General features: G+C 62.2%; 23 protein-coding genes. 9 read left to right on the top strand and 14 right to left on the bottom strand.

Annotation, left to right across the window (positions count from 1 at the left end):
• Positions 1-73: 73 nt before the first annotated feature.
• The 9 genes from AC07R1_RS17515 to AC07R1_RS17475 form a co-directional block, all read right to left on the bottom strand.
• On the bottom strand, positions 74-3,652 hold the full coding sequence (locus AC07R1_RS17515; protein WP_495110783.1) for a glycosyltransferase: 3,579 nt from the start codon (positions 3,650-3,652) through the stop codon (positions 74-76).
• 121 nt (positions 3,653-3,773) lie between these two features.
• Positions 3,774-5,342 carry a flagellar hook-associated protein 3 gene (locus tag AC07R1_RS17510; RefSeq protein ID WP_236183576.1) on the bottom strand — a complete coding sequence of 523 codons (1,569 nt, stop codon included), beginning with the start codon at positions 5,340-5,342 and terminating at the stop codon, positions 3,774-3,776.
• Between the two features lie 13 nt (positions 5,343-5,355).
• The gene (gene flgK, locus AC07R1_RS17505; protein WP_011059954.1) at positions 5,356-7,407 is read right to left on the bottom strand and encodes a flagellar hook-associated protein FlgK; all 2,052 of its coding nucleotides are present in this window, start codon (positions 7,405-7,407) and stop codon (positions 5,356-5,358) included.
• Positions 7,408-7,417: 10 nt separating this feature from the next.
• A complete protein-coding gene (gene flgJ, locus AC07R1_RS17500) occupies positions 7,418-8,680 on the bottom strand; it encodes a flagellar assembly peptidoglycan hydrolase FlgJ (protein ID WP_011059953.1) in 1,263 nt (420 codons plus the stop codon).
• A 10-nt stretch (positions 8,681-8,690) separates the two neighbouring features.
• Positions 8,691-9,800, bottom strand: coding sequence for a flagellar basal body P-ring protein FlgI (locus tag AC07R1_RS17495; RefSeq protein WP_011059952.1), 1,110 nt, complete (start codon positions 9,798-9,800; stop codon positions 8,691-8,693).
• A gap of 15 nt (positions 9,801-9,815) precedes the next feature.
• Positions 9,816-10,511 carry a flagellar basal body L-ring protein FlgH gene (gene flgH / locus AC07R1_RS17490; RefSeq protein WP_011059951.1) on the bottom strand — a complete coding sequence of 232 codons (696 nt, stop codon included), beginning with the start codon at positions 10,509-10,511 and terminating at the stop codon, positions 9,816-9,818.
• A gap of 61 nt (positions 10,512-10,572) precedes the next feature.
• Complete coding sequence (gene flgG, locus AC07R1_RS17485) at positions 10,573-11,358, bottom strand: flagellar basal-body rod protein FlgG (RefSeq protein ID WP_011059950.1); 786 nt, start codon at positions 11,356-11,358, stop codon at positions 10,573-10,575.
• A gap of 45 nt (positions 11,359-11,403) precedes the next feature.
• Positions 11,404-12,144: a flagellar basal-body rod protein FlgF gene (gene flgF, locus AC07R1_RS17480; protein ID WP_041116646.1), complete on the bottom strand. Its 741-nt coding sequence runs from the start codon at positions 12,142-12,144 to the stop codon at positions 11,404-11,406.
• A 205-nt stretch (positions 12,145-12,349) separates the two neighbouring features.
• Entirely contained in the window at positions 12,350-13,918 is a 1,569-nt protein-coding gene (locus AC07R1_RS17475; RefSeq protein WP_047284476.1) for a sigma-54-dependent phenylalanine hydroxylase transcriptional regulator PhhR, read from the bottom strand.
• Positions 13,919-14,225: 307 nt separating this feature from the next.
• Here AC07R1_RS17475 and phhA point away from each other — a divergent pair, with 307 nt between their 5' ends.
• The 3 genes from phhA (at position 14,226) to AC07R1_RS17460 (ending at position 16,640) form a co-directional block, all read left to right on the top strand.
• Positions 14,226-15,017 (top strand): phenylalanine 4-monooxygenase, encoded by a 792-nt coding sequence (gene phhA, locus AC07R1_RS17470; RefSeq protein ID WP_011059947.1) that lies wholly within the window; start codon positions 14,226-14,228, stop codon positions 15,015-15,017.
• A gap of 70 nt (positions 15,018-15,087) precedes the next feature.
• Positions 15,088-15,444, top strand: coding sequence for a 4a-hydroxytetrahydrobiopterin dehydratase (locus AC07R1_RS17465; protein ID WP_007930096.1), 357 nt, complete (start codon positions 15,088-15,090; stop codon positions 15,442-15,444).
• Positions 15,444-16,640 (top strand): amino acid aminotransferase, encoded by a 1,197-nt coding sequence (locus AC07R1_RS17460; RefSeq protein ID WP_495110782.1) that lies wholly within the window; start codon positions 15,444-15,446, stop codon positions 16,638-16,640. Before AC07R1_RS17465 ends, AC07R1_RS17460 begins: the two co-directional genes overlap by 1 nt.
• A gap of 104 nt (positions 16,641-16,744) precedes the next feature.
• On the opposite strand, the gene AC07R1_RS17455 is transcribed toward AC07R1_RS17460, so the two are convergent.
• Both AC07R1_RS17455 and AC07R1_RS17450 read right to left on the bottom strand, forming a co-directional pair.
• Positions 16,745-17,515, bottom strand: coding sequence for an anti-sigma factor family protein (locus AC07R1_RS17455; RefSeq protein ID WP_495110809.1), 771 nt, complete (start codon positions 17,513-17,515; stop codon positions 16,745-16,747).
• Positions 17,515-18,021, bottom strand: a complete 507-nt coding sequence (locus AC07R1_RS17450) for a sigma-70 family RNA polymerase sigma factor (RefSeq protein ID WP_065363353.1) — start codon at positions 18,019-18,021, stop codon at positions 17,515-17,517. Before AC07R1_RS17450 ends, AC07R1_RS17455 begins: the two co-directional genes overlap by 1 nt.
• A gap of 148 nt (positions 18,022-18,169) precedes the next feature.
• Between AC07R1_RS17450 and AC07R1_RS17445 the strand changes: the two genes are divergently transcribed.
• The 5 genes from AC07R1_RS17445 to AC07R1_RS17425 all read left to right on the top strand — a co-directional run bounded on the left by AC07R1_RS17445 (position 18,170) and on the right by AC07R1_RS17425 (position 21,413).
• Positions 18,170-19,141: a metallophosphoesterase family protein gene (locus tag AC07R1_RS17445; protein ID WP_401333326.1), complete on the top strand. Its 972-nt coding sequence runs from the start codon at positions 18,170-18,172 to the stop codon at positions 19,139-19,141.
• Between the two features lie 12 nt (positions 19,142-19,153).
• Entirely contained in the window at positions 19,154-19,471 is a 318-nt protein-coding gene (locus tag AC07R1_RS17440; protein WP_065363351.1) for a plastocyanin/azurin family copper-binding protein, read from the top strand.
• Between the two features lie 228 nt (positions 19,472-19,699).
• Entirely contained in the window at positions 19,700-19,831 is a 132-nt protein-coding gene (locus tag AC07R1_RS17435; protein WP_015634613.1) for a hypothetical protein, read from the top strand.
• Positions 19,832-19,914: 83 nt separating this feature from the next.
• Complete coding sequence (locus AC07R1_RS17430; protein WP_011059945.1) at positions 19,915-20,097, top strand: hypothetical protein; 183 nt, start codon at positions 19,915-19,917, stop codon at positions 20,095-20,097.
• A 116-nt stretch (positions 20,098-20,213) separates the two neighbouring features.
• Positions 20,214-21,413: an MFS transporter gene (locus AC07R1_RS17425; RefSeq protein ID WP_011059944.1), complete on the top strand. Its 1,200-nt coding sequence runs from the start codon at positions 20,214-20,216 to the stop codon at positions 21,411-21,413.
• On the opposite strand, the gene arfB is transcribed toward AC07R1_RS17425, so the two are convergent.
• From arfB to AC07R1_RS17410, 3 genes are all read right to left on the bottom strand, one after another.
• On the bottom strand, positions 21,410-21,823 hold the full coding sequence (arfB, locus tag AC07R1_RS17420; protein ID WP_065363350.1) for an alternative ribosome rescue aminoacyl-tRNA hydrolase ArfB: 414 nt from the start codon (positions 21,821-21,823) through the stop codon (positions 21,410-21,412). The two genes, AC07R1_RS17425 and arfB, sit on opposite strands and share 4 nt — an antisense overlap.
• 204 nt (positions 21,824-22,027) lie before the next feature.
• Positions 22,028-23,449 (bottom strand): amino acid permease, encoded by a 1,422-nt coding sequence (locus AC07R1_RS17415; RefSeq protein WP_011059942.1) that lies wholly within the window; start codon positions 23,447-23,449, stop codon positions 22,028-22,030.
• Between the two features lie 651 nt (positions 23,450-24,100).
• Positions 24,101-24,421, bottom strand: a complete 321-nt coding sequence (locus AC07R1_RS17410; RefSeq protein ID WP_401401403.1) for a hypothetical protein — start codon at positions 24,419-24,421, stop codon at positions 24,101-24,103.
• Positions 24,422-24,470: 49 nt separating this feature from the next.
• Here AC07R1_RS17410 and AC07R1_RS17405 point away from each other — a divergent pair, with 49 nt between their 5' ends.
• Positions 24,471-24,608 (top strand): hypothetical protein, encoded by a 138-nt coding sequence (locus tag AC07R1_RS17405; protein ID WP_011059941.1) that lies wholly within the window; start codon positions 24,471-24,473, stop codon positions 24,606-24,608.

The raw sequence follows: 24,608 nt of genomic DNA, 5'->3' as shown, positions 1-24,608 counted from the left end.
CATACAGCCGCCCCGACAGGGCGACGATGGGGAAAACCGGCTCGCGACGGGGCGATCACGAGCCCTGATCCGATCAATCCGGCAACCACCCCCACAACCAATGCCGCAGGTTGTCGTCGCGCAGCATGAAGTCGCGATGCACCGCCTCGCGCAGCTCATCCCCCATGCGATAGCTGGCAGCCGGGTCGGACAGGTGCATGCGGATCGCCTGCAACCATTCCTCGGTACTGTTGCTGCGGACCTTGGTGCACGGCAGGAAACCGCGATAGGCCTCGGTATCGGTGCAGATCACCGGGTAACCGCAGGCACCATATTCCAAGAGCCGCAGATTGCTCTTGCAGTCGTTGAAGATATGGAACTCCAGGGGCGCCAGCGCCAGATCCAGGTTCAGGCTGGCCAGCTTGAACGGATAATTCTGCAGGCTGGTCACCGAATGAAACTCATGCACGTAGGGACGCAAGGCATCGGGACACATTCCGAAGAACACCCACTCGACCTCGTTGGCCAGCTCGCGCACCACCTCGGCAATGATCTCCAGGTCTCCGGTATGGCTGGTGCCACCGCCCCAGCCCACCCGTGGCTTGCGGGAGGTGCCACGACGACTGGTCAAGCTGGCCCAGGGGTCGAGCGCCAGCATGTTGGGCACCACGCGGATATCGCTGTGCATACTCGACAACGCATCGGCCAGAGGCTGGGTAGTCACCACTACGCGATCGCACAGGCCAATCCCCTCGCGCAGCATCTGCTCGGTGTTCACAGGCTTGTTACGGGCATGGGTGTTTTTCTTCGGCGCACTGACGATGTAGTCATCGAGCTCGAAAACCCGCAGGGCACTGGAGTACTTTTTCATCCGCAGAATGTCACTGGCCGCGCCATCGCTATACCGGCACTGCAGGATGATGGTATCCGGCGACAGACGCTCGATCTCTACCGTGGACGGCGACTCGTAGGCCACTCGACCAATCACCCGTCCTGCTTCCTCCAATGCCGTCAGCGGCCCCGTCACCCTGTAATGCCCCACTGCAGAACTGTTGACTGGCAGCCCCAGGATCAACGGCAACGCCCGACTGCAGAACGGATTCCAGTTGTTGCGCAACGAAGGCTCCAGGCTGAAGCTGGAGTAACCCAGGCTTAAAGCCGGGTTATAGGCCGGATCGCGCGCAACCTTGGGCATCCACTGCCGATAGAAGCGCTCCTGCTCGGCATCATGTGCCTGCTGCTGTTCACGGTCATCACTGACGACGGAGGCCGGCGTCAGAATCAGGCTGGCGTACGGCGTCCAGACCACCAGATAGCCGTCGCGGTCGATTCGCAGGCACAGATCGGTTTCTCCGAGCTCGCCCGCGAATGCCTGCTCATCCAGACCGCCCAGGCTATCGAAGACCTCCTTGCGTACCATCAGGCAATCGCCACTAACCGCACTCCAGTTCTGCACCACCTGCAACCGCTGCATGTAACCACGAGCCCCCATGGCTTCGCCGACAAAGGGCGAGCTTGCTGGCCCAGCCATCCCCAGCACCTGACCGGCCTGGAGAATGCAACCGTCGACATCCAACAGACGCGCACCAACAACCCCCACCTCAGGACGCTGAGCCTGATTGAGCAACTCATCCAGCCAGTCGCCGCTACAGATCAACGCCCTCGGATCAAGCAGCAACAGGTAGTCGCCACGAGCCTGGCTCGCCGCACTGTTGATCAGCGCGGCATGGTTGTTCGGACCGGTATAAGGCAGGACCCGTAGCATTGCGCCGCCCAACTGAGCCATGGCCGCCAACCAATCCGTCATCGCAGGATCGCGGCTGCCGGCATCCACCAGCACAATCTCGTAGTGGCTATAGGCAGTCTGCTCGATCAGGCTTTCGACACAGCGCTGCAACGTCGCCAGAGAGTCGCCGCACGGCAGAAGAATCGACACCAGTGGCCGGCTACCATGCAGATAGTCAATACGATTGAGCAAGGGCAGATCGTCATGAACAATCCGGTGCTCCACGCCAATCCGCTGCAGATGCGCTGCCACCAGCCCTTCACTGCCCTCAATCACCTGGGGCCGTGACAACCACTGGGCAAAGCTCAACTCGGACTCCAACTGGATATCGGCAATATGCTCGATAGTCTGTGGCCCAGCGGTCTCCACCATCCGCCACAGCAGATCATGGGGCGCCAGCTCACCACGGGCCGGATCAAAACCGCCCTCGACCATGAAGTGCGCGCGAGAAAAAGCCAGGGCGCGGCCGACATAGGGATAGGAGCGCATCAGGTCGAGATTGAAGTCGGGTTTGAACACCGGCTCCGACGACTCGCCTTCAACCAGCGCACCTTCATCGCTATAGGCACACAGCATGGCCGGAGTATTGGCAATGCGCTCGGCAAGGATCAGTAGCGCCGACTGCTGCAAGCGGTCACCGGCCTGCAGCAGATAAAACCAATCCCCTCCCTCCAACTGCGGTATCAATTCATTAAGCTGTTGCACCCAGTCCTCGCGCAACGGCTGGAGCAGGACTCGCTCTCGCTCTGCCACTAGGGCTTCGCCCCTCGACAACACCAGCACCGCCGCAGAGGCGTACAACTGAGCATCGATGCTGTCCAGGGTCCGCGCAAGCGCTTCGCTATCGTCTTCGAAATCAAGAACCACCACTACCAACTGCACCCGTCGCGGCCAGCTGTCGATGCGCTGAGGCATCAGTCGCTGTTCCACCGCCGAGAATTTGCGCACTGACAGCCATTCCCGATAGAAGCCCTCGTAGCTGATGCTCTCGCCACCGACCCGACCATCGACCACCGTACTGCGATTACCCAGCACACGGGTCACGCAAAGCTCTTGCCAGTTACGCGGCTGCTCGGCTGCCCGCGACAGATCGACATAACGCACCCACCCCGCCGCCGGCGCCGATTCACCGCTGCGCGCGGCCAGCATCTGCACCAACCAGGTCCACTCATTCTTCGCCAGTTTGAGCATTTCCGGCGTATTACTCAGACGCCCAGAATAAAGTCGCTCGCAACCTAATACTGTCACCTGCGCCGCCAGATTGCCGCGACGCATCAGACAGATGAACAGGGCAAAATCCAGTAGCGCAACAAAACCGGCGCCTTCCTGGATCAACGCCGGAAGCAGCTCCAGCACATCGGCACGACGCATCAGCGCGGAACTGAAGTTACCGAGGAAATTGCGCGGCGTGCTCTCGAAGATCGCCAGCATGTCATCGCCCTTGAGCACCGCATTGTCATGGGTGAAGCGACAGTTATCGACTCGCGACGGCAGGATGAAATTCCCTGCATCACTGAACACCCGCAACGCACACACCAGACTGACATCGGGGTTATCGAGCAGCACCGGAGCTTGCAGGGCGATACTCGGAGCGAACAGCCGATCGTCGTCACACAGGACCTTGATCAGCTCACCGCGAGCCTCCTCGACGCAGCGCAGGATATTCTTCTGCAATCCAAGGCGCTGCGGGTTGCGCAGATAACGCACAGGGTGCACCGGCTCGACGAAGCTCTCGGCAATCTGCTGGATTTCATCGCCGGCACTGTCGTCGCAAACAACGATCTCCAGTGGCTGATAGGTCTGCGCCAAGGCACTTTCCAGAGCCTGGCTGAAAAAGCGTGGGTTGAAGGCGGGAATGACGATGCTGACTAGAGGGGCTTGGCTCACGGCGGGAAACTCTCGAGCGGCGAGCCCTGGCCAGTGATGCCAGGGCTGCAAGACCGCTTAAAAAAGACGGCTGGCTGCTCGAAGATCGCGGCGTCCGGGCGCCAGCCCGAACGCCACGCACTCAGACCTTGTTGAACAGACCCAGTTGGGCAATCTTGCTGAAGGCCAGCTGCGAGGCTTGCAGCATGGTCTGTTGCAGGGTCAGGCGGGTCATCACTTCGGCCGGATCGGAGTCGCTGATGGCCGAGCGGGTCTTGGTGTTGGCAGCCGCCAGGCTTTCGTTGATTTCGCTCTGGGTGTCCAGGGCCGAACCACGACCACCCACCGAACTGATACCGATGGACAACTGGTCGATGCCACTGGCCAGGTTGGCCATCCCCGAGGCGAGGTCGGCCAGTTGCTTCTGGGTCGCCAGGGTGTTGCCGGCGGTCGGCGTGTTCAAGGCGTTTTTCAGCTGGCTCACGGTATCCAGTATGTTCTGGGTCTCGTGGGTATTGACCGACACACTGAACTGATCGTTGGCCGCCGGAGAAGGCGCGCCGGTCAGGGTGAAGCTCACGCCTGCCGCGGTGGCGACGTTGCCCGGCCCGACCACGCCCGAGGACACCGGCTTGCTATCAGCGGTCAGTGGCGCAGCGTACAGATCGAAATTGGTAGCGCTGGTGAACTTGAGGATCGCCGAACCACTGGGGAAGGTGGAGTTGTAGGCCACCGGATCGGTAATGCTGGTGTTCGAGACCTGAGTCATGCTCGGGTTGCCCGGAGAGCGCGCCACATTGAAGGTGTCCGGCTTGGAGCCCAGGGTGAAGGTATGCCCAGGCAGCACGGCGTTGGCGTCGTCGCCGGACTTGAGGTTGACGTTCAGGCTCAGGTCGACCCCACGGAAGCTCACGGTCTGGTTCGGTGTAGTGCCGAAAACACCACCCTGACTGGCCTCGGCCGTTACATCGTTGCCACTGCCGTCGACGATCTTCAGCTGGGTGCCCGATACGAAGGACACGGTGTAAGGCTCGCCGCTGCGGAACTGGCTGTTGTAGGCACCGTTGTTGGCCACCTGGCCGTTGGACAGGGAAATCCGCCCGTCATCCACGGCTGGCGCGGTCATGGTGACCTGGCTGCGGCTGGTGTTCAGTGCCTGCTGGAACACGTCCCAACCGGTGCTGTTGGCGGCCATCATCATGGTGTCGCCGACCGGCAGTTGCAGGCTGCTCTGGTCACCGTTGTAGCTGTAGGTGCCATCGGAGTTGCGGCTGAACGGCGGAACATCATCCTTGGAGCCACCGAAGATGTACTTGCCGTTTTCGTCCTGGGAGTTCATCAGGCTCAGCAACTGCTCTTCGATCTGCCCCAGTTCCGAAGCATTGGCCTGGCGGTCGGCGTCGGTGTAACCGGCGTTGCCGGCACCGGAGGCCAGTTCCTTGGCGCGGGCCAGCACGTTGTTGATGCTGGTCATCACCGATTCGGTCTGGCCCAGGGAGGCCTTGATCGAGTTGGTGTTGGTCTTGTACTGGTCCAGCAACGAAGCCTGTTGGCCCAGCTGCAGCAGGCGCGCGGCACCTACCGGATCGTCGGCAGCGGTCTTGACGCGAACCAGGCTGCTGGCCTCTTCGCTGCTCTGGACCACTTTGGAAAAGTTCTTCTGGTAGTTGGTAGCCGAGGACTCGTAAAACTGGGAGGTGGAAATGCGCATGGGCTACGACTCCTTAAAGGCTGTTGATCAGCGTGCTGAAGGTTTCCTGCGCAGCCTTGATGATCTGCGACGACGCTGTGTAGTACTGCTGGAACTTGACCAGGTTGCCGGTCTCATCATCCAGGTTGACCCCGGACAGCGAGTCCCGGGCGCCCTTGGCGTTAGCCAGGATGGTGCCGGTAGCGGCGCTGTCGAGGCTGCCCTGACTGGCCTTGGCGCCGACGTTCTCGATCAGCTTGCCGTAGGCATCCACCAGGGTGATGCCTTTGCTGGCAGAACCTGTATCGACTGTCTGCTTGCTCTGCAAACCGGCCAGCGCCAGGCCGTTGCGGTTGTCCGAAGAGCCGGCGCCGTTCACCGAGATGTTCATGCTGTCGCCGGCGGCGGGAGCGCCGGCCACGGTCATCTGCACGCCGAACGTCTTGGTCACCGGTGGCGTGCCGCCGTCGGTGATCGGCGCACCGCTGGCATCCAGCATGTTGATCTGCAGGTTGAGGGTGTTGGTCTGCCCGGGAACGATGGAGCCGCTGCCCATCTTGTTGCCCTTGGCATCGAAATAGTCGTAGCTCTGGCTGCCGCCTGCCGGCGCATTGAACACCACTTTGACCGGGCCCGAATTCTTGATTGCGGTCTGCATCTCAAGCTTGGCTGCGGCGTCGTAGTTGTCGATCGGCACGCTCAAGGAAGGCTGCGCGGAAATGCTCAGGGAGCTCTTGAGCCCGGCAGCCAGCTCGGCCTTCAGCGGAGCCGCGAGGGCCAGGCGCTTGGGGTCGGTCATTTCGGTCTGGATGGTGGTAGCGGCATTGCGGGTCGGGGTGATCTTGAAGCTGTCACCGGCACCGACCGTACCATTGAGTTTCAGCGAGAAGCCATCGATCACCGGTGCCGGGCTGGTGGTGGTGCTGAAGCTGCCCATGTCGGTGCCATCGGAACGCTTGACGCTGTAGTCGGTGGCACTGCTGAAGGTCACGGTGTAGTCGCTGGTGCTCAGCTTGCCGGTGTCCTTGATGGTGACATCGAAGTTGCCCGAGCCTGCGCTGTTGGTGGCACTGCCAATGCTGCGCTGGCTGATCATCCGGGCACTGTTGATGTCGTTGAACAGGTTGCCGCCGAAATCACCGTTCTTGTCGATGCCTTGAGCCATCAGGCTGTTCATCTGGTCGGCGACCACGAGGGCTACGCGGCCCAGCTCGTTCATCGCCGGATCCAGCACTTCGCTGCGGTAGCGCAGCAGGCCGCCGATCTCGCCACCGGTGGTGAGGTTGGTGATGTCGATGCTGCTCGAGCCCCGGTTCAACTGCAGCGCGGAGCGGCTCGGGTCGTTCTTGCCCTGCACCACTTCCAGGGTATTGGCCGAGTTACCCATGACCAGCGGCTGGCCGCTGCCCAGGTACAGGTCGACGCTGGAGCCACGCTCCGAGACCTGCACGCCGATGAAGGTCGAAAGCTGGCGCACGGTTTCATTACGCGCATCGAGCAGATCGTTGGGCATGCCGTTGCCGTTGGTCGACAGCTCGGAAATCTTCTGGTTGAGCTGGGCCACGGTGTTGGCCAGCTTGTTGACCTGGTCCGCCATGTTCGCCAGGTTGCCGTTGATATTGGTGTTCTGCTGGTTGAGCTGGCTGGATACCGAGTTGAAACGGTTGCTCAGGGCCTGGGTGTCGCTGAGCAGCAACTGCCGGGAAGCCTCGTCGGTAGGCTTGGCGTTGAGGTTCTGCACCGAGGCGAAGAACTTGGTCAGGGCGCCGGTCATGCCGGTGCCGCTGTCCGACAGCAATTGGTCGATCGGACTGATCTGCCCCTGGAACGCCGCGGCATCGCTGTTGAGCGAGGTGGCGGTGCGCAACTGGGCATCGAGGAAGCTGTTATAGACCCGGCGCACGTCCGCCAGGGTGGTGCCGGTGCCGATGAAGACGTTGCCATTCTGGCTGGAGGCCTTGGTGCCCTGCACGGTCTGCTGACGCGAGTACCCGGCGGTGTCGGCGTTGGCAATGTTGTTACCCGTGGTCATCAACGACGTTTGGCTGGCGGCCAGCCCCGACATCCCGATATTGAGCAAACTCATGATTCAGACCTTATAAATTCGTGGAAACGCCAGCCGCAGCGTAGTTCTGGTAATTCTTCATCTGCTTGGCTATCTGCGAAATCTTGCTTGCGTAATCCGGGTCCGTTGCATACCCGGCTTTTTGCAACTCGCGAACAAACTGTTCTGGTTTATCGGCCACCTTCAGCACTTCTTGATAGCGATTGTTGCTCTGCAACAAGGTCACCAGATCGTGGAAGCTGTCCTGATAGGAATCGTAGGAACGGAACGCCGCCGTCTCCTTGACCATCTGCCCGTTGCGGAACTCGCTGGTGATCGCCCGGGCCTGTGCACCCTGCCAACTGCTGCCGGCCTTGATGCCGAACAGGTTGTGGCTGCTGCTGCCATCCTGCTGGCGCATCACCGATTTGCCCCAGCCGGTTTCCAGGGCGGCCTGGGCCACCAGGTAGCGCGGATCGATCCCGATACGCTGGGCCGCCTGCTGCGCCATCGGCAGCATGGTGGCGACGAAGTCGTCGGCGGAACTGAAGGCACGCTTGGCCGGTGCCAGCGGCGGCTGGGCCATGGCCCGGCCATAGACCCGCATCTTGCCCTGGGACGCGGCGTAGCCCTGATTGACCCGCCACTCGCCCCGCAGCACGGCATCGGCGGCCGGGCTGTTGCGGGTCGGCGCGGCGTTCTGTGCGCCGCCCTCGACGGCACCGGCCGACGGCACGATGCCGGTCAACAGGCGATCGGTGAGCTTGCTGGGCAGGGACAGACGCCGCTGGTTGAGCAGCACCATGTCGTTATGCGCCACGCTCGTGCGCAAAGGATCGTGGGCCCGCGAAGCCCACATCGGGCGCTGGCCGTTGACCCGGCTCAACGGACCATCCTGGGCCGTGGTACCGGCAGCGATCGGCGTCGGAGTCGCCACCGGCGCCGCGGCCGGCAAAGTCGTGGTGGCCGCATTCGGATGAGCCGGCTTGTTCTTCATCATCTGGCGCATCAGCACATTGGCCAGGCCGATACCGCCACCCTCGCGAGACAGGGACACCGCCAACTGCTGGTCATACATGTCCTGGTACTGCTTGGCGGCCGGGGTATTGAGCGGGTTGTCCTGGCCTATGACGTCAGTGGCCTTGCGCATGGACTTGAGCATTTCATTGAGAAACAGCGACTCGAACTCCTGCGCCACTTTGCGCACGTTGGCTTCGCCGTCCTTGTCGCCGACCTTCAGTTGCTGCAGGCGGTTGAGGTCGGAGTAAGACCCGGAATCGCCGCTGCCAATCAGTCCGCTCTTACGAATATCCATGGCGCTCACCTCAAATCACGATCAGGTCGGCCTGCAAGGCGCCGGCCTGTTTCAAGGCTTCAAGGATGGCCATCAAGTCGCCTGGCGCCGCGCCCACCTGGTTCACCGCCCGGACGATCTCATCCAGAGTGGTGCCCGGGCCGAACTTGAACATCGGCTTGGCTTCCTGCTGAGCATTGACCCGCGAGCGGGGCACCACCGCGGTCTGGCCATTGGACAGAGGGCCGGGCTGGCTGACGATCGGGTCTTCGGTAATGGTCACGGTCAGGCTGCCGTGGGTCACCGCCGCCGGCGAGACCTTGACGTTCTGGCCAATGACGATGGTGCCGGTACGGGAGTTGATGATGACCTTGGCCACCGCCTGCCCCGGATCGATCTCCAGGTTCTCCAGGATCGACAGGTAGTCCACACGCTGGCTTGGGTCCAGGGGTGCAGTCACCCGGATCGAGCCACCGTCGATGGCTTGAGCCACGCCTGGGCCGAGCATGTCGTTGATCTTGTCGACGATGCGCTTGGCGGTGGTGAAATCCGAACGGTTGAGGTTCAGGGTCAGGCTATTGCCCTGGTTGAAACCACTGGGCACGGCACGCTCGACCGAGGCGCCACCAGGAATCCGCCCGGCCGACGGTACGTTGACGGTGATCTTCGAACCGTCGCGTCCTTCGGCATCGAAACCACCCACCACCAGGTTGCCCTGGGCGATGGCGTAGACGTTGCCGTCGATGCCCTTGAGCGGCGTCAGCAGCAAGGTGCCGCCGCGCAGGCTCTTGGAGTTACCAATGGAGGACACGGTGATATCCACCTGCTGGCCCGGCTTGGCGAACGCCGGCAGATCGGCACTCACCGACACCGCCGCGACGTTCTTCAACTGCACGTTGCCGGAGCCGGCCGGCACCTTGATGCCGAACTGCGACAGCATGTTGTTGAAGGTCTGCAAGGTGAAAGGCGTCTGGGTAGTCTGGTCGCCGGTACCGTTAAGCCCGACCACCAGGCCATAGCCGATCAATTGGTTGGAACGCACGCCGGAAATGCTGGCGATGTCCTTCAACCGCTCGGCCTGGACGCCAAGGGAAGTGGACAGCAACAACGCCGCCGCCATCAGGTGCTTGAAATTGAGCATGAGTCTTTTCATCACCTAGAAAGGGAACAGCGGGCTGAGGAAGAAACGGTCGAACCAGCCAGGCTGGTTGGCATCGGCAAACGAGCCGGTGCCCGAATAGGTGATGCGTGCATCCGCGACCCGGGTCGAGGACACGGTGTTGTCGGTGGCGATGTCGTCCGCCCGTACCAGGCCTGCAATCCGCACCAGCTCATCGCCGGTGTTGAGGGTCATCCACTTCTCGCCACGCACCGCGATGATGCCGTTGGGCAGTACGTCGGCCACGGTCACGGTGATCGAACCGGTCAGGCTATTGCTCTGGGCCGCCTTGCTGTCGCCCTTGGTGGCGCGATTGCCGCTGTAGCCGGCATTCAGGGTCAGGTCGCCGTCGCCCAGCGGGTTGTTGGTGTTGGGCACGGCACCGAACAGCGAGGTCAGGCCAATGCTGTTGGAACTGGTCTTGGTCAGCGCCGAGTTGGCACCCTTGCTGGCGTTGGTCCGCTCGTTCAGGGTGATGGTGATGATGTCACCGACCCGGAACGCCTTGCGGTCGCTGTACAGGTTCTGCTCGAAGCCGGCCTGGTAGATCGAACCGTTGTTGGACGCGGAAGGCAGCGGCGTACGCGGCAGCACCGGCGCGTAGTAAGGGTCATTGGGCTTGGGCGGCGGGGCGACACAGCCCGCGAGCACGGCACTCCCACTCAGCGCTAGAACACAAATAAACCGATTCATGACCCTTCCTCACGATGTTGCCGGTGCGCCACTTCAGACCCGTGGCGACCTCAAGACTTGATTACAGCTTCTGCGTAATGAACGAGAGCATCTGGTCCGCGGTGGAGATCACCTTGGAGTTCATCTCGTAAGCGCGCTGAGTGGTGATCATGTTGACCATCTCCTCAACGGTGCTGACGTTGGAGGCTTCCAGAGTGTTCTGCAGTGTGGTGCCGAAACCGTTGAGGCCCGGGGTACCGATCTGCGGCGCGCCACTGGCGGCGGTTTCCAGGAACAGGTTGTTGCCCTGGGCCTGCAGGCCTGCCGGGTTGATGAAGTCGGCGGTTTGCAGGTTGCCGATCACCTGGGACGCCGGGTTGCCGGCAATGGTGATGGACACGGTGCCGTCCTGGCCTACGGTGAAGGTCTGCGCATCGTTGGGCACGACAACCGCAGGCTCCAGGGCAAAACCGCTGGCGGTGACGATCTGGCCGTCGGAGTTCAGGTGGAAAGTACCGTCACGGGTGTAGGCCGTGGTGCCATCGGGCTGCAGGATCTGGAAGAAACCGCGGCCGTTGATGGCCAGGTCCAGAGGCTGCTCGGTGGTCTGCAGGCTGCCGGCGGTGAAGTTCTTCTGGGTGCCGACAATGCGCACACCGGTACCGACCTGCAGGCCGGTTGGCAGCTCGCTGTCCTGGGTGGACTGGGCCCCCGGCTGACGCTTGATCTGGTACAGCAGATCCTGGAACTCGGCACGATCACGTTTGAAGCCCGTGGTCGAGACGTTCGCCAGGTTGTTGGAAATGACGGTCAGGTTGGTGTCCTGGGCGGACAGACCGGTTTTGGCAACCCATAGAGCCGGAAGCATTGATTTCTCCTCTCGCGCCTGTTTTACGGCGCTAGATACTGGTAATTAGCTGATCTGCAAGACCCGAGCCATGGCCTGGTCGTCTTCTTTGGCGCTGTTCATCATCTTCACGTGCAATTCGAACTGCCGGGACAGGGCCAGCACCGCGGTCATTTCCTGCACGGCGTTGACGTTGCTCGACTCAAGGAAACCCGAGACCAGCTGGACGTTGGCGTCGGCGGGTGCCGGCTGGCCGTCCTTGGTCTTGATCGAGCCGTCCAGGCCTTTGGTGAGGTTCTTGATGTCCGGGTTGACCAGCTTGATGCGGTCGACCTCGGCCATGACTCGCGGGCCCTCGCCCATGGCACGGATACTGATGGTGCCGTCCTGGCCAACTTCGATCTTCTGCTCGGGTGGCACTGCGATCGGGCCGCCGTTGCCCATCACCGGCATACCGTTGCCGGCGCGCAGCACACCCAGGGCGTCGACATTCAAACTGCCGGTACGCACATAGCTTTCGCTGCCGTCGGGGCTCTGCACGGCGATCCAGCCGTTGCCGCTGACGGCCACGTCCAGGTCACGACCGGTCTCCACCATCGAGCCGGCACTGAAATCCGTTGCCGGGCGCTCGCTCATGGCAAAGGCGCGCGCCGGAAAGCTGTCACCAAATACCGGCATCGCACGGGCCTGCTCCAGGTCGCGCTGAAAACCATTGGTAGAGATGTTCGCCAGATTGTTGGCATGAGCCTTTTGCGCCAGTGCATTCTGGCTGGCGCCGGTCATTGCCACATAAAGGTACTTGTCCACAGTCTTTCCTCTGTCTGCCGGACGTTTGCCGCCCACCGCTGTACTGCGAAGCCATAAGCAATAAGCGCACCAACTTTTTCACGCAGTGGTGATCCCCAGGCGGGGCAAGGCTTTGCCTGATTACAGAGGAAAAAACAGCGTTGGCAGAAGACGGAAAAACGGCGGTCTTATGCCGCTACCGGCAAGTAACGGCCCGGATACAAGCCTAGGGATTGTCGCCGGCATTCTTGCCGACCTCGTATTCGCGCAGTTTGTTGGCGATGGTGGTGTGGGAAACCCCCAGCCGCTTGCCCAGCTGACGGCTACTGGGGTGCTCGGCGTACAGACTCTCGAGCACGGCCTTTTCAAAGCGCCCGACAATCTGTTCCAGGCCACCCTCCAGGGAGAAATCGCCAAGCGGCTGGCGCGCACCATAGTCCGGCAGCCGGATGTGCTCGGTCTTGACCGTACCGCCATCGCACAGGGAAACCGCCTGAAACAGCACGTTCTCCAGTTGCCGCACATTGCCCGGCCAGTGGTAGTGACTGAGGCGTTCCATGGCCGCCGGCGCCAGACGCGGCAACGGGCAACCGATCTGCCGGCTGGCCTGGTCGAGAAAGTGCTCCACCAGGGGGGTCAGGCCGTCGAGGCATTCGCGCAATGGCGGAATGTGCAGAGACAGCACATTCAACCGGTGATAGAGGTCCTGGCGGAACTCGCCCCTGGCGCACAACTCGGAAAGATCCACTTGGGTCGCGCAGATCACCCGCACATCCAGGTACACCTCTTCATCGCTGCCGACCCGGCGGAAGCAGCCATCCTGCAGGAAGCGCAGCAGCTTGACCTGCAAGCGCGGGCTCATCTCCCCTACCCCGTCGAGAAACAGGGTGCCACCGGCGGTCAGCTCCAGCAGCCCCAGCTTGCCCTCTGCCCGAGCCCCCTCGAAGGCGCCGGGGCCGTAGCCGAACAGCTCGGTCTCGGCCATGGACTCCGGCAACCCGGCGCAGTTCAGGGCCATCAGCGGCGACTGCCCGCGCGGGCTGGCCAGGTGACAGGCACGGGCCAGCAGCTCCTTGCCGGTCCCGGTCTCGCCCTCGATCAGCAGCGGCGCATCCAGCGGTGCCATGCGCCGCGCCTCACGCACCACCGCCGCCATGACTTTCGAACTCTGGAAGATGCTGTCGAAGCCCCGCAGCTCCTGCTTGCGCACGTTGTAGATGCGCTCGCCAACGCGATCCGCCCGGTGCAAGGTCAATACCGCGCCGGCCATGGCTTCGCTGTCGTCATGTTCCGATTGCAGCGGCGCGATGTCCGCCAGGAACACATCCCCCCTGACCTTGACCCGCAACCCGTTGATCCGCGACTGGTTGGCCCGCACCAGTTCCGGCAGGTCGAAGTCTTCGGCGTAGCGCGACAGGGGAATGCCCGGCACCTCGTCCACCCGCACCCCGAGCAACTGCGCTGCGGCCCGGTTCGCCGCCACGATGGAGCCGCCCATGTCGATGGACAGCACCGGGAACTCCAGAGCCCCCAACAGCGCATTGAGCTCCATGTGCCGGCGCTCGCTGGGCATCAACCCGACTCGCTTGACGCCAAACACCCCGGCGATGGACTCGAACTTGGGGCGCAGCGCCTGGAATTGCAGGTTGATCAGGTTCGGGCAGTGCAGATAGATGGCATTGCCATGCTCGCCCCCCACCTCGCCACGGGCCACGTTGATCCCGTATTCCACCAGCAGGTTGAGAATGTCGCGCAGGATGCCGATGCGATTCTGGCAGTGAACTTTGATACGCATAGAAGGAAGGCCCTGGGACTGACAGTGAAAGGCATAAACGCCGAAAACCGACGCTTATGGCATCGGGTTTTACAAACTTTCTGCAGGATGGCGCAGATAATCGTCAAGATTATGTGACAGCAAACCGCTTTTTCAAACCTGAAAACCCACCACAGGGTGGAGACCCCGCCAGATTCGTAACGTTTACTTTACAAATTGGTGCACGACAGCCCTCTACCCGCACCGGCCACCTGCTGCAAAGCGTCGCACCCTCGGGTATCACTGGGGTCACACATAACAAGAACGCATCCCCTGGCAGGAGAGCAGCATGAAGCAGACGCAGTACGTGGCCCGCGAGCCCGACGCGCAAGGTTTTATCGACTATCCACCCGAAGAGCACGCGGTGTGGAACACCCTGATCACACGCCAGTTGAAAGTGATCGAGGGTCGTGCGTGCCAGGAATACCTGGACGGCATCGACAAGCTCGGCTTGCCCCACGACCGTATTCCGCAACTGGGCGAAATCAACAAGGTCCTGGGTGAAACCACCGGCTGGCAAGTGGCCCGGGTACCGGCGCTGATCCCCTTCCAGACCTTCTTCGAGCTGCTGGCCAGCAAGCGCTTTCCCGTGGCGACCTTCATTCGCACCCGCGAAGAACTCGACTACCTGCAAGAGCCGGACATCTTCCACGAGATCTTTGGCCACTGCCCGCTGCTGACCAACCCCTGGTTCGCCGAATTCACCCACACCTACGGCAAGCTCGGCCTGCAAGCCACCAAGGAAGAGCGGGTGTACCTGGCGCGTCTGTACTGGATGACCATCGAGTTCGGCCTGGTGGACACCCCGGCCGGGCGGCGCATCTATGGCGGCGGCATCCTGTCCTCGCCCAAGGAGACCGTGTACAGCCTGTCCGAAGAGCCGGAACACCAGGCCTTCGACCCGCTGGAAGCCATGCGCACGCCGTATCGCATCGACATCCTGCAGCCGATCTATTTCACCCTGCCCAACCTCAAGCGCCTGTTCGACCTGGCCCACGAAGACATCATGGCCCTGGTCCACCAAGGCATGCAGCTGGGCCTGCACGCCCCCAAGTTTCCGCCAAAACCCAAGGCGGCCTGAGCGGCCCGCACTCGCGAGCCGCTGCGAAAGATAGTAACTTCCAACAAGAATTGAATCCTGGGAACCCACCATGACCGCTCTGAACCAAGCCCATTGCGAAGCCTGCCGTGCCGATGCTCCTCAAGTCAGCGACGAAGAACTGCCGGTACTGATCAAGCAGATCCCTGACTGGAACATCGAAGTTCGCGATGGCGTGATGCAGCTGGAGAAAGTCTTCCTGTTCAAGAACTTCAAATTTGCCCTGGCCTTCACCAACGCCATGGGCGAGATCTCCGAGGCCGAAGGCCACCACCCGGGCCTGCTCACCGAGTGGGGCAAGGTCACCGTGACCTGGTGGAGCCACTCGATCAAGGGCCTGCACCGCAACGACTTCATCATGGCAGCCCGCACCGATGAAGTGGCCAAGACCGCAGAAGGACGCAAGTAATGCACTTCGACGCCATCGGCCGGGTTCCCGGCGACCCGATTCTCGGCCTGATGGGGGCCTACGCCAACGATCCCAACCCGCGCAAGTTCGACCTCGGCGTGGGGGTCTACAAGGACTCCCAGGGCCTGACGCCGATCCCGCGCTCGGTGAAGCTGGCCGAACAGCGCCTGGTGGACAGCCAGGACACCAAGATCTACATCGGCGGCCATGGCGACGCGGCCTTCGGCAAGGTGATCAATGAACTGGTACTGGGCAGCGATTCGAAACTGATCGCCACCCAGCGTGCCGGCGCCACGCAGACCCCGGGCGGCACTGGCGCCCTGCGCCTGAGTGCCGACTTCATCGCCCACTGCCTGCCGGGCCGTGGCGTGTGGCTGAGCAACCCGACCTGGCCGATCCACGAGACCATCTTTGCCGCGGCCGGGGTCAAGGTCAGTCACTACCCCTATGTGGGCAGCGACAACCGCCTGGACGTCGAAGCCATGCTGGCGACCCTGAACCAAGTGCCCGAGGGCGACGTGGTGCTGCTGCACGCCTGCTGCCACAACCCCACCGGCTTCGACCTCGGCCACGCCGACTGGCAACGCGTGCTGGACGTGGTACGCAGCCGCAAGCTGCTGCCGCTGATCGACTTCGCCTACCAGGGCTTCGGCGACGGCCTGGAGCAGGATGCCTGGGCAGTGCGGCTGTTCGCCGCCGAACTGCCGGAAGTGCTGATCACCAGCTCCTGCTCGAAGAACTTCGGCCTGTACCGCGACCGGACCGGCGCTTTGATCGTCTGCACCCAGGACGCAGAGAAACTGCTCGATGTGCGCAGCCAACTGGCCCATATCGCCCGTAACCTGTGGTCCACGCCACCGGATCACGGCGCGGCGGTGGTCGCCACCATCCTCGGCGACCCGGAGCTGAAAAGCCTCTGGGCCGACGAAGTGGAAGCCATGCGCCTGCGGATCGCGCAACTACGCGCCGGCCTGCTGGAGGCCTTGCAGCCTTACGGCCTGGCCGAACGTTTCGCGCATATCGGCGTGCAACGGGGAATGTTCTCCTACACCGGCCTGAGCCCTGCCCAGGTCCAGGAACTGCGTGACCACCACAGCGTGTACATGGTCAGCTCCGGCCGCGCCAACGTGGCCGGAATCGACGCCACGCGCCTGGACTTGCTGGCTAGCGCCATCGCCAGCGTCTGCAAGGGCTGATCCCTCCCCTACCGGCAAGCCCGGCCTCTGCACTGCGGTGCCGAGGCTGGGCTAGCTGCCCCAGTTCGCAAGCCCTGGCCCCACCCTCGCAACAACGCCCCGCCTCAAAGATCTTTCTGAATCAACTGCCCCAACGCCGCCAGCTCGCTCTGCTCGAGGTCGGACACCAGGATGAAGCGCAGGTGATTGCGCCGCCATGCCACCAGGTTATAGCCGCGCAAGGAGAGGTTTTGCGCTGCTGCATCGGCATCCGCCGTGGGCAGGATGAACAGGTTGATCAAGTGCCGCCCATGACCATAGGTCAGGGCCGCCGAACTTTGCTGCTGCAGGTAGTCCAGGCGCCCGCCCAGCAGCGGATAGCCCTGCTGACTGAAGTCGAAGACCGGCGGGGCAAAATCCAGCTTGCCGGTGAACCAGGGCTTGACCGTGTGCCGGTCCGAGGACACCACGTCATTCAAGTGATCAACCATCAGCGAACGCACATGACTGGACACTGCCTCATCCAGCCATGGCCGCTCGACAGAGGGCGCTGCCAGGTAGAACACCAGGGCCAGGGCCAGCGCCAGGCTCGAAAATCCCGGGGCCAGCCAGCGCCAGCCGCCACCTCCCAGCCAGCGCTGGAACAACCCCGCAGGAGGCGAGGCAGGTGCGTCGATGCTGGCCAGCAGACGCTGGGCCAAGCCTACCGGCGCCTGGTGATAGGACATGTGAGCCTTGAGCTGTGCCACCAGACGCCGGGCGTCGGCATATTCCCGAGCACATTCGGCACAGTGGCGTAGGTGCTCGGCCACCTCGGCAGCGGCATTGGCTTCCAACTCGTTGTCTAGGTAGCCATGCAGCCACGCCCTACAGGTCTTGCAGTCGATATCGTTGATCATGGCCGGGACTTCTGCAGTTGCAGCCGGAGCATGGAACGTGCCCTGGCAAGACGCGACATGACCGTTCCCAGGGGGATATCAACGATCTTCGCAATGTCCTTGTAGGGCATATCTTCCAACTCCTTGAGCACTATCACCTCACGAAACACCGGAGCCAGAGCCAGGAGCGCCTGCTGCAACTGCTCCACCTCCTGCCCCTGGATCAGTTGCCACTCCGGTGTTCGTCCATCGGCCAGGGCCGGATCGTCTTCGCCACAGGTCTCGTCGAAAGCCACCGCGCCCTGGCGTGCCGATGCCTTGAGCCAGTTGTAGCTTTCGTTGCGCACTATGGTCAGGAACCAGGCCTTGGCGTTGCTGCCGTCGAAACGATGGAGGAACTTCACTGCGCGAAACGCGCTTTCCTGAACCACGTCCTGGGCCGCGCTGTCGTTATCAGTCAGCCAACGCGCGAGGTTATAGGCCGCATTCAGATGCGGCAGGAACAGTTCCTCGAATCGCGTCATGGTGGCTCCGTCTCCTTTGCACCCTATAACGGTGAAAGCCGGCGTTTTATTCCCGAAATAAAAAACTTCTTTCCTGGAATAAAGCCCCGCACCGCACGGTTTTACAGATGTGAGACCCATCACTGTAGACCGCTACCGAGGGCGCACCATGGATACCCATGCCACATCGCACACCCGAGCCACCGACAGCCCGCAGAACCCCGACCGACGCACTTTGCTCAAGTGCTCGGCCTGGGCCGGCGCCGGCGTCATCTGGGCCTTGAGCGGAGGGATCCCGCGGGCCTTTGCCCTGGACCAGGCAGGCCAGCCAAGCGACCCCACCGCACTGAACAGCAGCTTTCACTTCGTACAGATCAGCGACTCGCATATCGGCTTCAACAAGGAAGCCAACCCGGAACCGGTGAAGACCCTGCAAGTGGCCATCGACAAGGTCATTGCCCTACCCAGACGGCCCGCACTGATCCTCCATACCGGGGACATCACCCACCTGTCCCGGGCCGAAGAGTTCGACACCGCCGCCCAGTTGCTCAAGGGCCTGCCCTCCACCGTGCACTATGTGCCGGGCGAGCATGACACCCTGGATGAAGGCGGCGGCCAGCTTTACCTGCAGCGCTATGGCAAGGGCACCCGCGGGAACGGCTGGTACAGCTTCGACCAGCAGGGTGTGCACTTCATTGCCCTGGTGAATGTCTTCAACCTGCAACCCGGCCATGAAGCCACCCTGGGCGCCGAGCAACTGACCTGGCTGGCGGACGACCTGCGGGCAGTGGCCAGCAGCACGCCGATCGTAGTCTTCACCCATATCCCGCTGTGGACCATCTATCAGCCCTGGGGCTGGGGCACGGAGGACGGCGACCAGGCCATCGCCCTGCTGCGCCGCTTCGGCTCGGTGACTGTCCTCAACGGCCATATCCACCAGGTCATCCAGAAAGTCGAGGGCAACATCACCTTCCACACCGCTCGCGGCACGGCCTACCCGCAACCAGCCCCCGGTGCCGCGGCCAACCCCGGGCCGATGACCGTGGCTGCCGACCAGTTGCGCAATTACCTGGGCATCACCGATGTTCGCGCAACCCAGGGCGAGCACCCCCTGGCCCTGCTCGACTCCACTCTGGCCTGAGGTCCTCGTGCGATGAAGACATTGCTCACGCTGCTGCTTCTGGGTTGCCTGGCGACGCCGGCCTGGGCCCAGGAGGTGAAGATCGATATCCGCGCGTTCATGTACAACCCCCAGGATGTGCAAATCACCGCGGGCACCCGGGTCACCTGGGTCAATGACGACCAGATACCGCACACGGTGACCGAGACCCACAAGCTGTTCCGTTCCGCCGCACTGGACACCAACGACAGTTTTTCCTACCAGTTCGATACCCCCGGCATCTATCAGTACTTCTGCGTGCTGCACCCACAGATGATCGGCAAGATCATCGTCAACCCGCCACAACCCTAGGCAACAGGCCCGTTGCAACGCCTTATGCGGCGCTGCACCGGGCCGCCATCGCCGGCCCGCACATGCCGTTTCATGCGCGGCCAAAGCACCCAGAACCTGACGAATAACCCTCGACCGAGGGGAAATAAAAATCTTTCTGTCATTTGTACTGCTGTATCCTGCCCAGGCTTTTTAAAAGCGCGGATCTACCCAGCGATTTAAAAAACAGACTTTGCGAGGAGCAACGACATGCATGAGATCCCGAATCTCCCCTTCCCAAGCCTGCACGAAACTGAGCAGACAACTCCGCCACAAGCCAGTGCCGACAAGCCTGTAGTGCAAGAAGCCGCCGACAGCCGCAAGGCCGACAGCGAAGACTGAAAGCTGTAACCAGACCGTGTGGAAAGCGCTACTCAAGCGCTTTCCACACCGCCTGAAACCCTCCTCCCGAGCCCCGCCGCACCATGACCGAATCCTTCAGCGAAACCCAAGCCAGCGTGCTGATCGGCACTGCCGAACAGATGATCGACGTGTGGAATCGCCTCAGCGAAGAAAAACAGGCCGCTCTGCTGGCCCGCTTCGGCACCCAGGAAAATGCCCTGGCCGCCTTGGTCACCACCCGGTTGCTGGGCAACAATGACGCCTGAACCGACTCCGGCCAGGTAAAAATCTGAACAACACATCGATTTCCCCCACAACCCCTCCCTGCACATCGGTATCATAAGCAGCCTATCTATTGAGCTGTCGCAGTGGTCCGATCCCCATGCCAGATACCCAGCGCCCCTTGACGGTCACGCTGCACGTCGTCTCCATCGTCCTGTTCACCTTTATCGGCTACCTGAATATCGGCATTCCGCTGGCGGTGCTGCCGGGCTACGTGCACAGCGAACTGGGCTTTGGCGCGGTGATCGCCGGCCTGGTGATCAGCGTGCAATACCTGGCCACCCTGCTCAGCCGGCCCTATGCCGGGCGCATCATCGACAATCTGGGCAGCAAGCGCGCGGTGATGTACGGCCTGGCCGGCTGCGGCTTGAGCGGGGTGTTCATGCTGCTTTCGGCCTGGCTGCACAACCTGCCGACCCTGAGCCTGATCAGCTTGCTGATCGGCCGCCTGGTCCTGGGCAGCGCGGAAAGCCTGGTGGGCTCGGGCTCCATCGGCTGGGGCATCGGCCGGGTCGGGGCGCAGAATACCGCCAAGGTGATTTCCTGGAACGGCATCGCCAGCTACGGCGCCCTGGCCATTGGCGCGCCGCTGGGGGTGTGGCTGGTAAGCCGGCTGGGGCTGTGGAGCATGGGAGCGAGCATCATCCTGCTGGCGCTGCTCGGCCTGCTGCTGGCCTGGCCGAAACTCGCCGCGCCGATCGTTGCCGGCGAGCGCTTGCCGTTCATCCACGTGCTGGGCAAGGTATTTCCCCACGGCTGCGGCCTGGCCCTGGGCTCCATCGGCTTTGGCACCATCGCCACCTTCATCACCCTGTACTACGCCACCCGGCACTGGGACAACGCCGTACTGTGCCTGAGCCTGTTCGGTGCCAGCTTCATCGGCGCGCGACTGCTGTTCGGCAACCTGATCAACCGCCTCGGCGGCTTTCGCGTGGCGATTGCCTGCCTGTCGGTGGAAACCCTCGGCCTGTTGCTGCTGTGGCTGGCCCCGGATGCCAATTGGGCCCTGGCCGGCGCAGCCCTGAGCGGCTTCGGCTTCTCCCTGGTATTCCCGGCCCTGGGGGTGGAAGCAGTGAACCTGGTGCCAGCCTCCAGCCGCGGCGCGGCAGTGGGGGCCTACTCGCTGTTCATCGACCTGTCGCTGGGCATCACCGGCCCGCTGGCGGGGGCGATTGCTGCCGGTTTCGGCTTTGCCTCGATCTTCCTGTTCGCCGCCATCGCTGCCTGCACCGGCCTGGTGCTGAGCCTGTACCTGTACCACCAGGCGCCCAAGCTGCGCCAGGAACGCGAGGCGCGCTAGAAGTCCACTTTGCCGCGCCCGGCCTTGATGCTGCCGCGCTTGGCCTTGGTCTCCAGGCGGCGCTTCTTCGAACCCAGGGTCGGCTTGGTCGGGCGGCGCTTCTTCTCCACCTTGACGGCGCTGAGAATCAGCTCGGTGAGGCGCTCCAGGGCATCGGCGCGGTTCTGCTCCTGGGTGCGGTACTGCTGGGCCTTGAGGATGATCACGCCGTCACTGGTGATGCGGCTGTCGCGCAGCGCCAGCAGGCGCTCCTTGTAGAACGGAGGCAGGGACGAAGCCGGAATGTCGAAGCGCAGGTGCACCGCGCTGGACACCTTGTTGACGTTCTGCCCACCGGCGCCCTGGGCACGGATGGCGGTCAGCTCGATCTCGGCATCCGGCAGATGCACGTTGTTGGAAATCACCAGCATGGAACAGGAATCCGTCTTCAGGGCGCATAGGATACCCCCATTCCCCACGCTCTTGCGGGTCTCTTCGCTGGCAAGCCAGCCCCCTACAGCGGGCAGGCACACCGTAGGAGCCGGCTTGCCCGCGAAAGCGATCTCAGCCCCCGACAAAAATCACGGCCATGAAAAACCCGGCCGGAGCCGGGTTAGTCGTTGCCAGGGCCGCGCTTACTTCAGCGAAGCACTGGCTGCCTGCAGCGCGTGCTGGGCACTGCGCTTGTTCTTGATGCAGTAGCAGACCCACATGAACACCACCCACACCGGGATCGCGTACACCGAGATCTGGATGCCCGGAATCATCAGCATGATGCCCAGGATGAACACCACGAACGCCAGGCAGACGTAGTTGCCGTAGGGGTACCACAGCGCCTTGAACAGCGAGGTCTGGCCGGTACGCTCCATGTGCTGGCGGAACTTGAAGTGCGAGTAGCTGATCATCGCCCAGTTGATCACCAGGGTCGCCACCACCAGGGACATCAGCAGCTCCAGGGCGTGCTGCGGAATCAGGTAGTTGAGCACCACGGCGACGAAGGTCACCAGCGCCGAAGCGAGGATCGACATCACCGGCACGCCGCGCTTGTCGATCTTGGCCAGGGCCTTGGGCGCATCGCCCTGCTCGGCCATGCCCAGGAGCATGCGGCTGTTGCAATAGGTGCCGCTGTTGTACACCGACAGCGCCGCGGTCAGGACCACGAAGTTGAGGATGTGCGCCGCGGTGTTGCTGCCCAGCATCGAGAACACCTGGACGAACGGGCTGCCGCTGTAGGCATCGCCGGAAGCGTTCAGGGTCACCAGCAGGGTGTCCCACGGCGTCAGCGACAGCAGCACCACCAGGGCGCCGATGTAGAAAATCAGGATGCGATAGATCACCTGGTTGATCGCCTTGGGGATCACGGTCTTCGGCTTGTCGGCTTCCGCTGCAGTGAAACCGAGCATTTCCAGGCCGCCGAAGGAGAACATGATGATTGCCATGGCCATCACCAGGCCGCTGACCCCATTGGGGAAGAAGCCGCCGTGGGACCACAGGTTGCTCACCGAGGCCTGCGGGCCGCCGTGGCCACTGACCAGCAGGTAGCTGCCCAGGGCGATCATGCCGACGATGGCGACCACCTTGATGATGGCGAACCAGAACTCGGCCTCGCCGAAGACCTTGACGTTGGCCAGGTTGATGGCGTTGATCATGACGAAGAACACGGCTGCCGAGGCCCAGGTCGGGACGTCCGGCCACCAGTAGTGCACATACTTGCCGACCGCGGTCAGCTCCGACATGCCCACCAGGATATAGAGGATCCAGCAGTTCCAGCCCGAGAGGAAACCGGCAAAGCCGCCCCAGTATTTATGGGCAAAGTGGCTGAAGGAGCCGGCCACCGGCTCCTCGACGATCATCTCGCCGAGCTGGCGCATGATCATGAAAGCGATGAAACCGCAGATGGCATAACCGAGGATCATCGACGGGCCGGCGGACTTGAGCACCCCGGCCGACCCCAGGAACAAACCGGTACCAATCGCGCCGCCCAGGGCGATCAGTTGAATATGGCGATTCTTCAGGCCGCGTTTCAGCTCGCCCGAATGCGAGTTTTGTCCACTCATGAAAAGGCTCTCACGCAAGGTAATGTGTGTCAGACGTTGCCGCCCGGTAAAGGCTTAAGCGGCGCGGATCAAACCCCAGCGCAGGCACCAGAAGTTCAGCGTTCTTTTAACGGTCATGCGTCACCTGTTTGTTTTTATCTGTGACGAAATCGAACCCACCACGCTCGTGACGCGGCGGAGTGAACAAGGTGGATAACCTTGAGTTTATTGGCCTTGCAGCGAGCTCTTCAGCGCCTCGCAAGCGGTCTGGAAAGCACGTTTCAGGCGCAAAATGCGCGGGTACGCAGTTGGGTCACAGTTAAAACGCCGCGCATTGTACACCCCTGACTCCCTGCCGCCAGACACCGCTTTATCAGCGTGCCGGTAACCGGAATCCTGCGGGGCCAGCCCGATGCTCGGCATCGGCGGCGCGAAAGTGGACGGACCGAGTGGGGTCGTCGATGAATGAGCGAAGGCCATCGCCCATCGAAGGGTGTGGGTGAAAATCGGTTACGGCGTTCATTGCGCCTCCTTCTTGTTATGCACCTGTACGCAGGCAGGTGTGCATCTCACCTGCCTTGGCGCCCCGGAACAAGCGGGCTAGAGCCTCGGCGGTGGCTTTCCTGAACAACTGCCGGCAGCTTTTCCTTACAGCACATCCATCACCGCGGATTACAGGCGGATCACGGCGCATTTCGTAATTTTTTCTTTACGAGGCGTAACGATAAATTGCCAAACCAGATCAACTGGCGAACCGACTGCAAATTGACACCCAGACCGCCCGACAAGCGGAAAAGCCTTAGCTTTTTGTTTTCTGGGAATAAATATTTCACCTAAAAATAGAAAATAAAGTTCAGCAGAAAATAATCTAATTATTTTTTTGCACTTCAAAATGCCCTGGACTAGGTTTCCAGCCACTTGCCGGCTCAGCCAGCCGACAAGTTCCGGGAGTGGATGAGCGGCCCAGCAACCTTCCCGTTCTCCGCTGTTCAACTGCTCCGCCAATGGACTGCTTACACGCACTGTATCTAGGAGAGACACCATGCAAGCACTGGAACAAGACCTGGAAACCGAACTGCAACTGGACGACTGGTTCGAAGCCGCCACCCATGAAGCAGCAGTGGAAATGATGCAGGCTGACGCGGTGGTGCCATTCGGCACCGCCATGTGGCCGATGTAA

The sequence above is a fragment of the Pseudomonas sp. GW821-FHT07F01 genome (assembly GCF_059418825.1).
Note: the sequence above shows the minus strand (reverse complement) of the source record. Positions and strands in the feature narration are given on the sequence as shown.

What these genes read in the sequence shown, in the direction of transcription:
- AC07R1_RS17405 (WP_011059941.1), top strand. Translation starts at nt 24,471, where the DNA reads ATGCAAGCACTGGAACAAGACCTGGAAACCGAACTGCAACTGGACGAC.
- flgK (WP_011059954.1), bottom strand. Translation starts at nt 7,407, where the DNA reads ATGAGTTTGCTCAATATCGGGATGTCGGGGCTGGCCGCCAGCCAAACG.
- arfB (WP_065363350.1), bottom strand. Translation starts at nt 21,823, where the DNA reads ATGCTGGTGATTTCCAACAACGTGCATCTGCCGGATGCCGAGATCGAG.
- AC07R1_RS17435 (WP_015634613.1), top strand. Translation starts at nt 19,700, where the DNA reads ATGCATGAGATCCCGAATCTCCCCTTCCCAAGCCTGCACGAAACTGAG.
- flgJ (WP_011059953.1), bottom strand. Translation starts at nt 8,680, where the DNA reads ATGGATATTCGTAAGAGCGGACTGATTGGCAGCGGCGATTCCGGGTCT.
- AC07R1_RS17495 (WP_011059952.1), bottom strand. Translation starts at nt 9,800, where the DNA reads ATGCTCAATTTCAAGCACCTGATGGCGGCGGCGTTGTTGCTGTCCACT.
- phhA (WP_011059947.1), top strand. Translation starts at nt 14,226, where the DNA reads ATGAAGCAGACGCAGTACGTGGCCCGCGAGCCCGACGCGCAAGGTTTT.
- AC07R1_RS17510 (WP_236183576.1), bottom strand. Translation starts at nt 5,342, where the DNA reads ATGCGCATTTCCACCTCCCAGTTTTACGAGTCCTCGGCTACCAACTAC.
- AC07R1_RS17445 (WP_401333326.1), top strand. Translation starts at nt 18,170, where the DNA reads ATGGATACCCATGCCACATCGCACACCCGAGCCACCGACAGCCCGCAG.
- AC07R1_RS17430 (WP_011059945.1), top strand. Translation starts at nt 19,915, where the DNA reads ATGACCGAATCCTTCAGCGAAACCCAAGCCAGCGTGCTGATCGGCACT.
- AC07R1_RS17440 (WP_065363351.1), top strand. Translation starts at nt 19,154, where the DNA reads ATGAAGACATTGCTCACGCTGCTGCTTCTGGGTTGCCTGGCGACGCCG.
- AC07R1_RS17415 (WP_011059942.1), bottom strand. Translation starts at nt 23,449, where the DNA reads ATGAGTGGACAAAACTCGCATTCGGGCGAGCTGAAACGCGGCCTGAAG.
- AC07R1_RS17460 (WP_495110782.1), top strand. Translation starts at nt 15,444, where the DNA reads ATGCACTTCGACGCCATCGGCCGGGTTCCCGGCGACCCGATTCTCGGC.
- AC07R1_RS17475 (WP_047284476.1), bottom strand. Translation starts at nt 13,918, where the DNA reads ATGCGTATCAAAGTTCACTGCCAGAATCGCATCGGCATCCTGCGCGAC.
- flgG (WP_011059950.1), bottom strand. Translation starts at nt 11,358, where the DNA reads ATGCTTCCGGCTCTATGGGTTGCCAAAACCGGTCTGTCCGCCCAGGAC.
- AC07R1_RS17465 (WP_007930096.1), top strand. Translation starts at nt 15,088, where the DNA reads ATGACCGCTCTGAACCAAGCCCATTGCGAAGCCTGCCGTGCCGATGCT.
- AC07R1_RS17425 (WP_011059944.1), top strand. Translation starts at nt 20,214, where the DNA reads ATGCCAGATACCCAGCGCCCCTTGACGGTCACGCTGCACGTCGTCTCC.
- AC07R1_RS17450 (WP_065363353.1), bottom strand. Translation starts at nt 18,021, where the DNA reads ATGACGCGATTCGAGGAACTGTTCCTGCCGCATCTGAATGCGGCCTAT.
- flgH (WP_011059951.1), bottom strand. Translation starts at nt 10,511, where the DNA reads ATGAATCGGTTTATTTGTGTTCTAGCGCTGAGTGGGAGTGCCGTGCTC.